Source organism: Borrelia nietonii YOR (genome assembly GCF_023035795.1).
GTDB lineage: Bacteria > Spirochaetota > Spirochaetia > Borreliales > Borreliaceae > Borrelia > Borrelia hermsii.
Genome location: NZ_CP073148.1, coordinates 423177 through 437786, shown reverse-complemented (window position 1 = coordinate 437786; position 14610 = coordinate 423177). Strand labels below are relative to the sequence as shown.

Sequence of the window (14610 nt, the reverse complement as noted above, 5' to 3'; positions counted from 1 at the left end):
TTTTGTTTTCATTTGAGTTATACATTGAATATGTATAAACATATAACATGGCTTATGCGCGGTTTGAGTGTTTTTTTATTTCTATTTTTTTTCTCTCATATCAGTTTGTCAGCTAAACAAATTCTTAAATTTAAACTTGTAGATCAATATTATCCTCTTTATTATAAAAATCAAGAAGGTAAGATGCGTGGCATGATTTTTTATCTTCTGGATAAATGGGCACAAGATCATGATTATGATATTAGTGTAGAAGCTATTGATTATCTTGATAAAGATAAAATTGAAGATGATGTAGTTTATTTGGGATTAACTTATAATTCAGACTTAAATGAATATTTTTATTTTAAAAATGAGATTGGCAGATGCGTAACTGCATTGATTTATAGTTCAGAAAAAGAGCAAAAACTTGCCAATTTATTCCTTTCAAACGAATTACGCGTAGGTGTTGTAGCGAATACAATATATGAAGATATTTTAAGATTTCATGGTTATGATGATAATATTTCTTTATTTACAGATACTGAAAAATTACTCTTAGCATTAAGAGATAATAAAATTGATTTAGTATATGGAAGTTATAAATCATTATCTTATGTATGGCATGGTTTGTTTTCTCCATCTTTGATGAAAATTTTTAATTCTGAATATTTTTATAGTTTTAGTGTAAGAGCTAGTATTAGTAAGAATGCTGTTAATCAATTAAAGGATTTAGATATTAATCTTTTAAGTTATATGCAATCTTTCTCTAAAGAGGAATTTGCTTCTTTTAAAGAGTTAGATTTTTTATTGAAACTTGATGTTGGAATATATAATGATTATCCTCCTTTGAGTTTTATTAATTCTAAAGGCCAATTCTCAGGAATTTTAGTTGACTTATGGAATACTCTTGCTAGAGAATATGGTTTTTCAGTTAAATTTATAGGATTTCCAAAGAAGAGCATTAAAAGAAGCTTGGATGATAAGGATGTATCTGTTTGGGGTGGAATTCTTGAAGATGGTAATATTTTAAATTCTAAAAAGTATAAAGCAATCTCTCCAATATGCTCACTTAATTTTAATTTGTATTTTACAAATGCTAAAAATAGTAATAAAGTCATAAATTCACAAGTTATTGATTTCAGTTTAAATGATATTCAATTAGATAAAAATACAGACATAGTAAGTAATTTTGAAGATATAGTTAATCATTCCTATGGATTTGTAGAAAATTCAATCACCACAAGCTATTTATTAAGGATGCACGGATATAATAATATTTTGAAATTCAAAAGTCCAAGTTTAAATAAAAGTAAGTTTTTGGTATTAGCTGTTAATAGTAAAAGATCGCAAGTGTTTGCGTATATGCTTGATGCGTTAACAGCAAACATTTTATTTGATACTTTGTTACAGATAGAGAAGAATTGGATTGGGCAAGATGAGGTTGAAGATTATCAAAATAATTATTATGGGAACATAAATAGAAGTAACTTTAATATTGAGGAAAAAATTTGGTTACAAAGCAATAGGAAATTAAATCTTGCTGTTAAAGATTGGTATCCTATTGATTATTTTGATTCTGGTAATTATAAAGGAGTAAATGAGTGGTTAATTAAGAGAATAAGAAGATTGACAAATTTGGATTTCAATATTGTAAACGTGCATGAGAGAGAGGTTGAAGAATTAATTAAATTAGGCAAAGTAGATATATTATCTACTAATTTGGATGATACAAATTCGGGTTCTGTTTTTAATATTAAAGCAGTTTCAGGAATTCCGCTACATCTTTTTTCAAATCAAACTAGATTATTTACTCCTAAATCATCTGATCGTATTGCGGTACTTAAGTTTTTGTATACTAAGAAATTGGAAACCCAAATAGGAACACAACTGGTGCAGGTGGATAGCTTTAAAGAGGCTTTAGACCTTCTCTATAGGGGCAAGGTTGATGGGATTATTAGCGATGAATATACAGCTACTATTAATTTTGAGGACTTAAATATTAGGGATATTAAGAAAGTTTTTACTGTTTTGGATCTAACATTTAATTTAAATATTGCAGTTCATAATCAAGATTATATTTTAAGGAGGATTATACAAAAGGTTTTATTCCGTATAAATGTTAATAATAAATCACATTTCGATGACTGGGTATTTAATGTTCATGAGAGTTCTAAAGACATGAGACTAAAAAAATCTGGTATAGCAGTATTAACCATTGGTATGTTTGTTTTTACTATTGGTATGTTTTTTTTACTTAATTTTTGGAAGGAGATAGGATTTAGGAAAAAGATGTATTCTTTTGCCGTTAGTGAGAAAAAAGTTATTGAGAATGCTATTGCTGCTAAAACTATTTTTTTAGCAAGTATGAGCCATGATATTCGTACTCCCATTAATGGCATAATAGCAGCTACTGAGCTTTTAGAGAATACTGATCTCTTAGACCTGCAAAAAGAGTATGTGCAAATGATAAATTATTCATCTATTTCATTACTTTCTTTAATTGATGAGATATTGTATATCTCCAAAATAGACATGAATGGGATATATATTGAAAATAATGAAATAGATCTGGAGCGTGAAATTGAAAGTGTTTTGAAGGGTTTTCAGTCTCAGAGCGCAAAACAGAATCTTGATTTAATTTTTTATTCAAAATCAGATTTAGATAGTTACTTAATAGGGGATAGAGCTAGACTTAAGAAGGTACTTATTAATTTAATCGGCAATGCTTTTAAATTTACTACAGATGGAATCATAGTTTTAAACTATGAAATGATATGCAGTACAGAAGATAATAATGGTAATAAAATAATTACTATTGAGTTTAAGGTGGCTGATACTGGTAAGGGAATTAAAGAGAGTAATATACCTGTAATATTCGAGTTATTTAAACAAGAAGATGATTCTGATTCAAAAAAGTATGAAGGAACTGGTCTTGGACTTGCAATATCTAGGAAACTTGTTAGTTTAATGGGTGGTCCTGGCATTACGGTTGAGAGTGAAGTAGGCAAGGGAACAACTTTTTCATTTATGTTGCCTTTTGTTTTAGGTAACAAGATTAAAGATAAAGAATTAAATAAATTGGAATTGATAAAGGATAAAAAGATTTTAAACTTATTTTCAAGTGAAAAGACCGTTGAGGTATTAAGTAAAATAAGTGAAATATTTGATTATAAGGATAATATACATCATTTTTATTCTTATGAGGATGCTTATAAGACTTTTTATAGGTACCCTTATTATGATTTTATTTTTATAAATGTTGATGATTTTGGTTTACAAGAAGGTATTAAGTTTGCTGATCGGATTGATAATTTAAATTCTAATGTAAGAATAGTATTTGTATTTTATTATTTAAAGAGTGATGAGAGCATTGATTTCAAATATGAATATATGCAAAAACCTTTTAAAAGGTGGGATTTTTATTCTGATTGGATTAGAAATGGTCCAGTTGTAGATATTCCAATAATAAGTGAATCTAGTACTCTTAAGCTTAAAAATAATGTTAGTATCTTAATAGCTGATGATAATGAAATTAATCGGAAGGTTTTAAAAAATATTCTGATTGTTATAGGTGTCAAAGAAGATTCTATTGATATTGTGGACGATGGTGTTAAGGCTATTGAGTTTTTAAAAACTAATAGGTATGATATTGCTTTTATTGATATAAGAATGCCAAGCTGCGATGGATTTACGGTTTCTAGAGAAATACGTGAATTTGAAAGCCAGAATAACTTAAATCCATGTGTGTTAATAGCTGTTACTGCACATGCGTTAAGAGAATATAAAGATAAATGTTTAGAAAATGGAATGAATGATTATCTTGCAAAACCAATACATATTAGCTCAATTAGATGTATATTAAAAAAATATTTACATATTGAGGTTGAAGATAGTAGCATTATAGTAGATAAGAAGTTAGATGGATTTTCTGATTTACCCAATTTAGATGTGAATAATGCTTTAAGAGATTTAAATATTTCATATGAGATGTATGTTGATTTGTGCAGGGGATTTGTTGATATGAGCGATAATCTGATACGTGATTTGGATAAGGCTTTTAATTTAAATAATGTGGAATTAGTAAAAGGATTGGCACATTCAATTGCTGGAGCTCTTGGTAATATGCGTAGTAACTTATTTGAACATTTTAGACAGATTGAGATAAATACAGGTTCAATACATGAATTGAAAATGATTTATTCTAAAGCACGTAAAGATTTGATTGTACTTGTTAGAAACATGAGGGAGAGGATTTTATATGTTACTAAGGCTGAGTATCAAGAGAAATTAAAATTTAAAAGCAATGATGAATTTTTAAGTCTTATGCAAAAGCTTTTAAGTGGTATAGAGAGTCGCAATCCAAAAGAATATAAGGAAGTGATTGAGGTTCTTAAAGGGTATAATTTGGATAATGATAATACTGCATTATTTGATTCTCTTGTTAAATCTTTAAGGGTATATAACTTTAAAGAGAGTGCTAATATTGTTAAACGTATGATGAATGCTAGTAATATAGAGAAGTCATGATGAAAGGTGTGATTTTGGATAATTTTGAGGAGATTTCAGTTGAATCTCAAAAATTGCTACTTGTGGATGATACGCCTACGAATTTAGATTTATTAATAGATATATTGCAATACAATTACGAGATTAGAGTTGCGATCAATGGATTTGATGCTTTAAAACAAGTTGAGATTGCTAATCCTGATTTAATCCTTCTTGACGTATTGCTTCCAGATATTAGCGGTTATGAGGTTTGCAAAAGACTTAAAAATGATCCTGAGACTAGGGATATTCCTGTAATCTTTATTAGTTCAAGAGATTCTACTGATGCTCAACTTGAAGGGTTTAATGTTGGTGGAGTGGATTATATTCTAAAGCCTTTTAATGGCAGGATCATTGATGCAAGAATTAAAACTCATCTTGAACTTAAAAGACTTAGGGATTATTTTAAGAATCTTGCAAGAATTGATGGTCTAACCCAAATTCCTAATAGAAGATTTTTTACAGATAAATTTGCTAAGTCTTGGATGCAGGCCTTGGAGCATAAAAGGAACGTCATTGTGGGAATGTTAGATATTGATTATTTTAAAAAATATAATGATAATTATGGACATACCAATGGTGATGAATGTCTTAAGTTGATTGCAAGGAGTTTAAATAAAATTGCCATTAAATATAATATAGATATTGCTCGTTATGGTGGTGAGGAGTTTATTTTATTTTCTGTCAATAAAAGTTTGGAAGAAATGATTGATATTGTTAGTATTTTGATTGAAGATATTAGAAATTTGGAGCTAATTCATGAGCATAGTAGTGTTTCTAACTTTGTGACAGTTTCAGTTGGTCTTGCTGATCAAATTCCTCATGATTCCAATTTTACTAATATTATTAAACTTGCTGATGATAAATTATATGAAGCTAAGATTTCTGGTCGAAATCAGTTTAAATATTAAAGTTAAATCTTATAAGTTAAAGAAAACCCAATAGAATCGTAGTAAATATAGGAATTGTTTGTACTTATTCTTTTTGAAATGTCAGCCATTCCCATTGTGTTTGCTGTATAAATAGGTGCTGTTGAGAATTTAAATTGCATGTCTAGTGTTAGATTTTCTATAATTTCAACTTTTGAGATAAGGGAGAAATTATGATAAAAGAAATCACTTCCCCATCCTTTATTTTGTGCTGTACTTACGTTTCTTGCATGTCCAACGTATGTTTGGCCTTCATATAAAAATCCAATTACATTAAGAGGTATTGGCATTTTATAAGCTAAGAGTGCATAAGGATTTATTGTAAATCCATTTATATTTTTACCTTCATCAGATTTATATTTCCAAAGCTGATTATCATTAGCATGCGGATTGTTTATATGCAGAATATTATTTCCAACTACTGTAATAACATGCGTCCAGTCCCCATCAATCAAAGCATTTAGATCAAATTGTAGTCTGCCTCCCATTGTTATCTCAGAATAGAATTCAGTTTTACTTGAATATTGCCCATTTCCAATATGTACTCCAATGCCCTTAAAGCCAAATCCTTGCCAACCTATTCCAAGTTCAATTCCTGTATATAAATTGATAAATGCAACGGGAGTGAAACTGATTTTTCCTTTAAGTAGTGCAACAACAGGTGAGAGTCCAATGTTTAAGTCAACATCTATTCCATTATTTTGAAGTAAAGGTGAATCAGGATTATCTAGGAGTTTAAAGAACTTATAGTAACCCAGATATGATATTAGTTTAATGCTTCCCCAAGAACTAGGTGAAATCTGTTTTTCTGGTGCTACTGATTTGAATTGAGGGGTTATGAAACTTGGCGAAAACTTGCTTTCCAGAGTTCCAAGTGCATGTGGTGGATAGTAAGCCGTTTGAAAGTTGACATAAAAATATTCCATCTTATCTTGATTTTCTTTTGAATAGATTAAAACAGCCTGTAAAAATATCAGTACCATAAATAATCTTCTTATTATATAAATTCTTGCTGTAATAAAATTTTCTTTCATATCTTTTGTATTTTACCTTTTTTTTTAAAAAAAATAAATTATTTGGCATTATTTTAAATTAATATTAACTTTTTGATATTAATTCCATTAAGCTTTTTTCCACTTCATCAATATCCTTTGATGCATTAATATTATTAAGCCTGTTGCTTTTTGAGTAAAAATCTATTAGTGGTTTTGTCTGTAAGTGATATTCTTGAAGTCTAACTTTCAAAGAGTCCTCTGTATCATCTTTTCGTTGGTAAAGGATACCTTTACAAAGATCACAAATTGCCGTTTCTTTTGTAGGAAGTGTGTATATGTTAAATATTCCTCCGCAGGACTTGCATATTCTTCTACCAGAAAGCCTTTTTATTAGCATCTCTTCATCAAGTAAAAAATTTATTATTTGAATGTTTTGCAAGAACTTATCTAGAGCTTTGGCTTGATTAATGTTTCTGGGAAATCCATCAAGAATAAAATTATCTTTATTTTTGAGGGTATTGATTTTATCGTTAACAATTTTAATTGTGATTGAGTCGGGGACTAATTGCCCATGCTCAACTATTTGTTTGATTTCTTTACCAAGAGGTGTAGCATTTGATATATTTTCTCTAAATAAATCCCCTGTTGAGATATGATAGTAATTTAATTTATTTGAGAGGATCTTGGCAATTGTACCTTTTCCAGAACCCGGAGGCCCTAAAAAAACAAGCTTCATAATGTGACTCCTGTATATTTTTATTTTTCTTTTTGGTATTTAGCTAAAAATATTTAACAAGAATTGAAATCCAACAATTGTTCCAATTGCAGACCCAATGTTTACGAAAAATACTATTAATAAAATTTTTGTAACTTTGTTCTTAAAATATCCTTTTATGTTATCCAAATCTTCTTGTAGATTTTCAAAATCTTTTATTTTTGGTTTATTTATATAGGCTTCAACAAGACCTGCAACCATACCTGTTCCAATAAATGGAATTAAGGAAAATATTGGAGCTCCAATTGATGCTGTTAGTATCGTTATAATATTGGCTCTTAGTAAAAGAGCAGCAAGACCTGCAAATAAAGAATTACATATTATCCAAAACTTTAAATTTTTATAAGCGAAATCAAAGCCTTTAAAGTAGAATGAACTTGCCATCAGTATAACAATTGAGATTGCTATAAAGTAAGATATTAATTTACTTATGGAGAAAGTATTCTTAGGTATGGTATTGAGTTCATTGATATTGACAATTTTTTTATTTTCTTTAATTTCTTTTAAATTTGATATTATTCCCTTTACATGACCAGCACCAACAACGGCAAGAATTGTTCCTGAGCCTTCAAGTATCTTACTTGCTATAAATTCATCTCTCTCATCAATTAAAACTTTTTTTACAGTAGGAATTTCTTTTGCAAGTTCCCCCATCATATTTGATAGAACATCTTGTTCTTTGAGTTTTTCTATTTCATCTTGTGTGACTTTTACGTTTGAGAATGAAAACAGACTTGATATTATTTTGACTTTTTCAAAAATTGGAACACAATTCCAGGCTCTCTTTAAGGTTGTCTCAACTTTTCTGTCTACAAGTATTAATGGTATGTTATGTTCTTTAGCTTTTAAAATGGCCGTTTTCATCTCTTCGCCAGGATTAATTCCTTGTTCTTTTGCTAATTTTTTTTGAAAATTACTTAAAATGATTTGGACTATTAGTAAAAATGCTTTTCCTTGTTTTATTGCTTTATATATGTCTAAATTGCGCCATTTTTCATTTTCATTTGTTTTTAGAATTGCGTGGTAACGAGCCTCATCAAGTTCAACGGCAATAAAATCTGGCTTTAATGTCTCAATTAAAGTAGCTGTATCTTGTGAACTCTTTTTTGATACATGCGCTGTTCCCAGTATGTATATTTTGTAATGGTCTATGTCAAGAGTGCTGACATGTGAAAAGTAATCCTCAGTATTCTCTTTTGTGATGTTCAAAGGTTATCCTTGTTTTTAAAAATTTAACCATCAAGAAGGATGGCTTTTAATAATTTTACCACATGACTTATTGAAACTATATAGTCTACATTATTTTCTTCTATTGCTATTTTGGGCATTCCAAAAACCACTGAACTTTGCTCATCTTGTGCAATAGTCAGTCCGCCAGCTTTTTTAATGCCTCCAATTTCTCTAGAACCATCACTTCCCATTCCAGTCATTATTAAAGCTATTGCTTTTTCTTTTACATTTTCTGATATTGATTTAAATAGTACGCCTATAGAGGGTTTGTGTCCGTTTACATTAGGACCATCAAAGACTTCTATTTGATAGTTTTCGTTTATTTTATTAATTCTTGTATGGTATCCCCCAGAACTTATGTATATGAATCCTTTTTGAAGTATTTCTTTATTGCTTGTTTCTTTGACTGCTAAGTTGCAAATATTGTTAAGATTTCTTGCAAATTCTGCGGTAAATCCTTTTGGCATATGTTGAACAATTATTATTGGTACAGGAAAGTTTTTAGGAATCTCTGGTAGTATCTCCTTTAGTGCTGCAGGGCCTCCTGTGGATATCCCAATAACAACTATTTCAAATTTTCTGTTTTTAAGTTTTTTTAAAGCTTTTTCATCTATTATTTCTTCGTTAAGGTTATTAGTCTCATTTTTATTTTTTGTAATTATTAAATTGTTATCTGTTGCTTCTGTTGTATTTGAATTGTCTTCTTTGATGCTACCATTTATCAAAGGGTTATTTGTTTTAAATGTGAAGTTAATGTTAGTTATAATTTTGTTTTTTATAGTTTTGTTGCCGTAAATTGAGAGTAAATCAATAATTTTATCTTTTATGCTCTCTAATTTATCATTGGTTTTTATTATGAAGTCGTCAGCACCTTTTAAGATAGCATTTTTTGCTATATCTTTATTTGATGAGAGGATAATGACAGGGATTTTGTTATTGATATTTTGCTTTTTTTTTATGAAAGCGATTTCTTGAATCGTTTCTGTTTCTAAGCTGAGTAGTATTACATCTGGGTGTTTTTTAAGTTTTTTAAGAGCAAAGTCTGTATTAGCTGCAGTTGCAATAACTTCAAGTTTTAAAGATGAGTTTATGATGTCTGATATAACTTTTCTATTGACAGAAGAAGCTTCAATAACGAGCACATAAATTTTTTTTTGCATTTTTGTTTTGCTCCTATGGGTCTGTTTGTATCAAATTATAATTTGTATTTACTTTTGAACTGAAACTTTCTTTCTGGGATGCCTTTATCATCCTTTTCATATATTACGGCCCAAGGTGTTCTTAAAAATTTGAAAGGAAGATTGAGCCCAAAGAGTGATTCCGAATGACCAATAAATAAATAACTTTTCATAGCCATAGAGGAGTAAAACTTTTTTAAGACCTTTATTTTAGACTTTTCATCGAAATATATGAGTACATTTCGGCAAAAAATAACATCCATATTTGAAAAGCCATTTTCAAAATTTAAGTTATGATAATCAAATCGTATGTGTTTCTTAATATCTTCTATTACCTTATAACCACCTATGTGAGATTTAATGTATTGTTTATATTGTATTGGAATATGTTCACATTTTTGTACGGAATAATATCCTTCTTTTGCTATCATTAGAGATTTTAAACTTAAATCAGAGGCGATAATAATAAAGTCAAAATTTTTTGGGAGATGATATTTAAGAACAAATGCCAGTGAATACGGTTCTTCTCCCGTTGAGCATCCAGCAGACCATATAACAATTCTGTTCTTGCCTTCTTGATTTTTAATGTTTATTAAGTTTGGAATTATAAATTTTTCAAAGGTTGAGAAATGAGCCTCATTTCTAAAGAATCGTGTTAGATTAGTAGTAACTAGATCTAAGAAGTATTCTTTTTTAAGTTTGTCAGAACTTATTAAGTCATATAATTGTTTTGGAGTATTGATATTTTCAAGTTCATGTATAGCATCATTAATCCGGCCTTTTAATACAACTTTATTATTCTCATCAAATCGAATTCCGCTGTTTTCATATATAAAATTACAGAATTTCAGAAGGAGTTCATTACTAATATTCAACATTTATAAAGTCCAAACTTTATGAATTTCCTTAATAAATAATATTACTTAATCATGATAAATTGCTAGTTAATTGTACAATTTTTGTAAAAAATTGTACAATTAGGGCCGGCAACTTAATTTAAATGTTAATTTAAGGGGTACACTTGTGAGTAGATGTTTATTATATTTTTTATTGATTTTAATGCTAGTAGCTTGTGGTAGCAAAAGGACAGGTTTAATGGAAAGAGATGGAATATTTGCATCAATTGAGACAAATAAAGGTACTATAGGAGTTGAACTTTACTATAAAATTGCACCTTTAACGGTCATGAATTTTATTGGTCTTAGTGAAGGTACTATTCAAAATTCTGTTACAAATAAACCTTATTTTGAAAATATTGTTTTTCATAGGGTTATTGATGACTTTGTTATTCAAACAGGAGATCCGACAGGAACTGGTACTGGAGGTCCTGGTTATGTTTTCCCCGATGAATTCAATAAAGATTTGAGTCATAATGAGCCAGGAATTGTTTCGATGGCTAATGCTGGCCCTGATACTAATGGGAGTCAGTTTTTTATTACTCTTAAAGATAATCTTACTTATCTTGATTTTAAGCATTCAATTTTTGGTAAGGTGATTTCGGGAATGGATACGGTTCGCAATATAAGTCAAGGAGATAAAATAGAGAGAGTTGAGATTATTCGTGTTGGTGAGGATGCAAAAACTTTTAAAGTTGATAATGAAGAATTTTTAGAATTGAAAAAGAGTTATGAGGCAAAGAAAATTGAAGAGGCTGAAAAATATATGACTTCTCAGCTTGCAATAATTGACCAAGATTACAAAGATTTTCAAAAAGATAAAAGTGGTATCTTATACAAGATAAATAAAAAAGGAAATGGTAAGCGTGTTAAGAGTGGCAATGTTTTAAAAGTAGACTATGAGGGATTTTTACTAAGTGGAGTAAAGTTTGACAGTTCAATTGATAGGGGTGAACCAATAGAGCTTGTGGTTGGTAGTGGTCAAGTGATTGAAGGTTGGGACATAATGTTGTCGGATATGTGTGAGGGGGAGGAGAGGGTTATAATAATTCCACCAAGTCTTGCTTATGGGAAAAGAAGCATTAATGAGATTATAAAGGCAAATTCTTTTTTAAAGTTTAATATCATTTTAAGGAAAATTAATTAATGTTTAATCGAGTTTTTTGTAACGAAAATATTAAATATGAGATTTATAGGAAATTCTTTCATATTTCTACTTTAATATTTTTATTGTTTTATAAAATAAGTTTTTGGATGGGTCTTATATCTAGCCTATTTTTTTTGTTTGCATATTTAATGTTGGAAATATTTAGAATCATGGAAATAAATTTATTTTTTCTTAAAGGTATATCAGAAATAATAGTAAAGTCTAGAGAAGTGTCTTCGTGCAGAATATCTCTCTCCCCAATATTTTTGGTAGTGAGTATGTTTTGTACGTATTTTCTTATAGCTGAGCCTTTTAGTTATATTGGGATATTTTCCGCATGTCTTGGAGATGGCCTTGCAAGTCTTTTTGGCAAACTCATTCCATCTTTTAAACTTGTAAATAATAAAACATTCTCAGGCAGTGTTGTTGTCTTTTTGGTTGCTTTTATTGTTTGTTATTACTTTTTCCCAAATTTTATACTAGCATCAGTTATTGGGATGGGAGCGGTGCTTGTGGAACTTTTTGATTTTGAGAAATACGATAATTTGTTTTTGCCTGTAGGTGTATCGACTTTATCTTTTGTGTTGATTTCTTAAGGTTTATAGCCAATAGAAGAAAAGTTTGCCTGCTTCTTTTAAGTACATTGGTACTCCTATTAAGATTGGGATGAATGCATAAGGTATTTCTATGGAATTGAGATAAATTCCTGATATTATTAGTAATATTGATACAAAGAGTAAAAGATAGCTTAGATTTTTTTTCTTTAAGCATGCTACTAAAAAGTTTATTGGTATTAATAATAAGAATAAATAAACATAAAATTTATTGTTTTTTGTTGAAGAAAGGAAATCATATGTGTGGTCATAAGCATTAATAGGGACTAAAGAACTATAGATCATTGAAAAAGTGAAAATTAAGTAAATAGTGTAGGTTATTGATTTTATTTGAAAATCACATATATATAGGCTTAGAAAAAATAAATTTAGCAATGAAAATACGGTTATTAAATGATAAAATTTCATGAAATGATAAAATTCTAAGCTTAATATATTACTTAGAAGATAATATTTGAAAATAGAAATAGGTTCAAGTATATAATAACAAATGAAACAATAAAAAAATACAAATTGTATGTTGTTTGTTCTTTTATAATTGATGTATGTCCAAGTGGAGCCTATGATTCCAATGCTGAAGATAAAAAATGTATTGATCAAAATCAATAAGTTTTTATTATAGATTTTAATAAGATAGGTATTAAAATCTATATTAAAGTTTATATGATACATGAATATTGATATGACAATGATTCCTAAGGTAAAGGTTATTAAGAGGAAAATGTTTAATTTTGCAAAGATTGTTTTCATTTAAATTCCCAAGAATATATGTCTTTTTTCATTTTAATTACTTTTTTTATTCCAGCATCAAGTTTTGCAAAGAAATCTATTTTAGTTTTGTCTTCGATTAAATTAACATTTACAACATAATTTTTAAGTTCTGAGTCTTGGGCCTTTTCATTTGGAATAATGAAAGCCAATATATCATAAGCATTGTTATTGTTTAATGATAGCACTATTTTATAAAAATTTTTTGGGATTAGAATTTTATTCTTTCCAATAAATCCTTTATTTTCTGTTAAAATTCCTGCACTAACAATATAAATCTTTTCTTTTAAGATAGCCCATTTTCTAACTAGTTGTTCAAGTTTAAGCCAGATTCCTGAATTGAATTCTCTTTGTTGAGGCGATATGTTTGAGAGAAAATAAGTATCTAGCATTGCGTCTTTGGAAAAAGACATGTCAGCAGAACTGACGATGTGTCCTCTGTCATATCCGCTCTTTAGGTAATCGCTTAGCTTAGGAGAGATTCCTTTAATATCTTTATCTTCAAAAAATTTCTTGCTTCTCGTTATTTTTTTTTCTTTAAGTAAGGTTAAAGCTAGTTCAACCATTTCTCTTTTTAATTGGTAAGCTACCCATTCTGATTGTCTTGCACTCTCAGCATATCCTAAAGAGTAGTATTTTTTATGTAGCACTTGGGTAGTAAGATATCCTTTTGGTAGGAGATATTCTTCTTTTAGTTCTGTTGGGATTTCAGGTCCGTAAATTTTATCTTTGAGTTTTTCTAAATAATTGGAAGCTATTTTTTTTATGTTATTTAAGATTTTGGGATTTTGATATAAGAATAAAAATCCTAATAAGATTAATATGTAAAAACATAATAAAATTTTTAGCTTTTTCTTCATGAGTTTGCCCCTTTGCTATTTTTAAGATTATATCTAATACCAAAATCAAAAGAAATATTAAATGTATCAATAAATAAACATTCAATTTTTGAGTAGATGTTTAAGTAAGGTATAGCTTTTTTTGTAGAGAATTCAAAGAATATGTATGGTTCTATTACGTAAGGTAATTTGCTATAAAATTTAAGATCTCCTATTAAGTTTGTTGAAAGGTAAAATCGTCCCCCAATACCCATGGTAGAAGATAAATATTTTATTTTTTTAGATAAATTTATAGTATGCCAGTTTATTCCTATGCCAATGTAAGAGTTTGAATATTGAACTTTTTTGGATATGTTATAATCTTCAATCATTAGAATCATGCAAGTAGCTAAGAAATCAATATTGTTAATGGCAAATATGTAATAAGGTCTAAATAGTATGTGATTTATTTTTGAATTTAGAAAAAATCCTGTTCCAAGCCCTGCTCCTGTTGAATATATAAATCCTCTCTCTACTGAGAAAAAATTATTTCCAAGATTAGTTGATTGTAGACTTTCTTTATTATTTGTTTCGTCTATCTTTTGTACTTCATTATTTGAAGAATATAAACTGGTACATAGCAGTAAAAAATAAAATTCTATTATTTTTTTCATAATTAAATCAATTTAAATAATATAAAATAATTTGAAAATAAAGAAGAGGGGGGAATCTAGGT

At 28.6% G+C, this 14610-nt stretch carries 12 protein-coding genes; 4 read left to right on the top strand and 8 right to left on the bottom strand.

The window, feature by feature from the left end:
• Positions 1-54 precede the first annotated feature (54 nt).
• Positions 55-4506, top strand: a complete 4452-nt coding sequence (locus bhYOR_RS02055) for a response regulator (RefSeq protein ID WP_038452354.1) — start codon at positions 55-57, stop codon at positions 4504-4506.
• Entirely contained in the window at positions 4506-5435 is a 930-nt protein-coding gene (locus tag bhYOR_RS02050; RefSeq protein ID WP_025399745.1) for a GGDEF domain-containing response regulator, read from the top strand. The genes bhYOR_RS02055 and bhYOR_RS02050 overlap by 1 nt, the downstream gene beginning before the upstream one ends.
• Positions 5436-5437: 2 nt before the next feature.
• On the opposite strand, the gene bhYOR_RS02045 is transcribed toward bhYOR_RS02050, so the two are convergent.
• The 5 genes from bhYOR_RS02045 to bhYOR_RS02025 form a co-directional block, all read right to left on the bottom strand.
• The gene (locus bhYOR_RS02045) at positions 5438-6487 is read right to left on the bottom strand and encodes a hypothetical protein (RefSeq protein WP_071190273.1); all 1050 of its coding nucleotides are present in this window, start codon (positions 6485-6487) and stop codon (positions 5438-5440) included.
• Positions 6488-6551: 64 nt separating this feature from the next.
• On the bottom strand, positions 6552-7184 hold the full coding sequence (locus tag bhYOR_RS02040) for an adenylate kinase (RefSeq protein ID WP_025434038.1): 633 nt from the start codon (positions 7182-7184) through the stop codon (positions 6552-6554).
• A 39-nt stretch (positions 7185-7223) separates the two neighbouring features.
• Complete coding sequence (locus tag bhYOR_RS02035; RefSeq protein ID WP_025434037.1) at positions 7224-8432, bottom strand: TraB/GumN family protein; 1209 nt, start codon at positions 8430-8432, stop codon at positions 7224-7226.
• Between the two features lie 23 nt (positions 8433-8455).
• Positions 8456-9613 carry a chemotaxis protein CheB gene (cheB, locus tag bhYOR_RS02030; RefSeq protein WP_025434036.1) on the bottom strand — a complete coding sequence of 386 codons (1158 nt, stop codon included), beginning with the start codon at positions 9611-9613 and terminating at the stop codon, positions 8456-8458.
• A 35-nt stretch (positions 9614-9648) separates the two neighbouring features.
• Complete coding sequence (locus tag bhYOR_RS02025) at positions 9649-10509, bottom strand: CheR family methyltransferase (RefSeq protein ID WP_025399740.1); 861 nt, start codon at positions 10507-10509, stop codon at positions 9649-9651.
• A 145-nt stretch (positions 10510-10654) separates the two neighbouring features.
• Between bhYOR_RS02025 and bhYOR_RS02020 the strand changes: the two genes are divergently transcribed.
• Positions 10655-11674, top strand: coding sequence for a peptidylprolyl isomerase (locus tag bhYOR_RS02020; RefSeq protein WP_025399739.1), 1020 nt, complete (start codon positions 10655-10657; stop codon positions 11672-11674).
• Complete coding sequence (locus bhYOR_RS02015; RefSeq protein WP_025399738.1) at positions 11674-12270, top strand: diacylglycerol/polyprenol kinase family protein; 597 nt, start codon at positions 11674-11676, stop codon at positions 12268-12270. Before bhYOR_RS02020 ends, bhYOR_RS02015 begins: the two co-directional genes overlap by 1 nt.
• Positions 12271-12273: 3 nt before the next feature.
• On the opposite strand, the gene bhYOR_RS08295 is transcribed toward bhYOR_RS02015, so the two are convergent.
• Genes bhYOR_RS08295 through bhYOR_RS02005 form a run of 3 tightly spaced genes read right to left on the bottom strand, consistent with a single transcriptional unit; the run spans position 12274 to position 14548 of the window.
• Entirely contained in the window at positions 12274-13038 is a 765-nt protein-coding gene (locus bhYOR_RS08295; protein ID WP_086936077.1) for a hypothetical protein, read from the bottom strand.
• Positions 13035-13916: a DNA/RNA non-specific endonuclease gene (locus bhYOR_RS02010; RefSeq protein WP_025399737.1), complete on the bottom strand. Its 882-nt coding sequence runs from the start codon at positions 13914-13916 to the stop codon at positions 13035-13037. Before bhYOR_RS02010 ends, bhYOR_RS08295 begins: the two co-directional genes overlap by 4 nt.
• On the bottom strand, positions 13913-14548 hold the full coding sequence (locus tag bhYOR_RS02005) for a hypothetical protein (RefSeq protein WP_025399736.1): 636 nt from the start codon (positions 14546-14548) through the stop codon (positions 13913-13915). The genes bhYOR_RS02010 and bhYOR_RS02005 overlap by 4 nt, the downstream gene beginning before the upstream one ends.
• Positions 14549-14610: the final 62 nt, after the last annotated feature.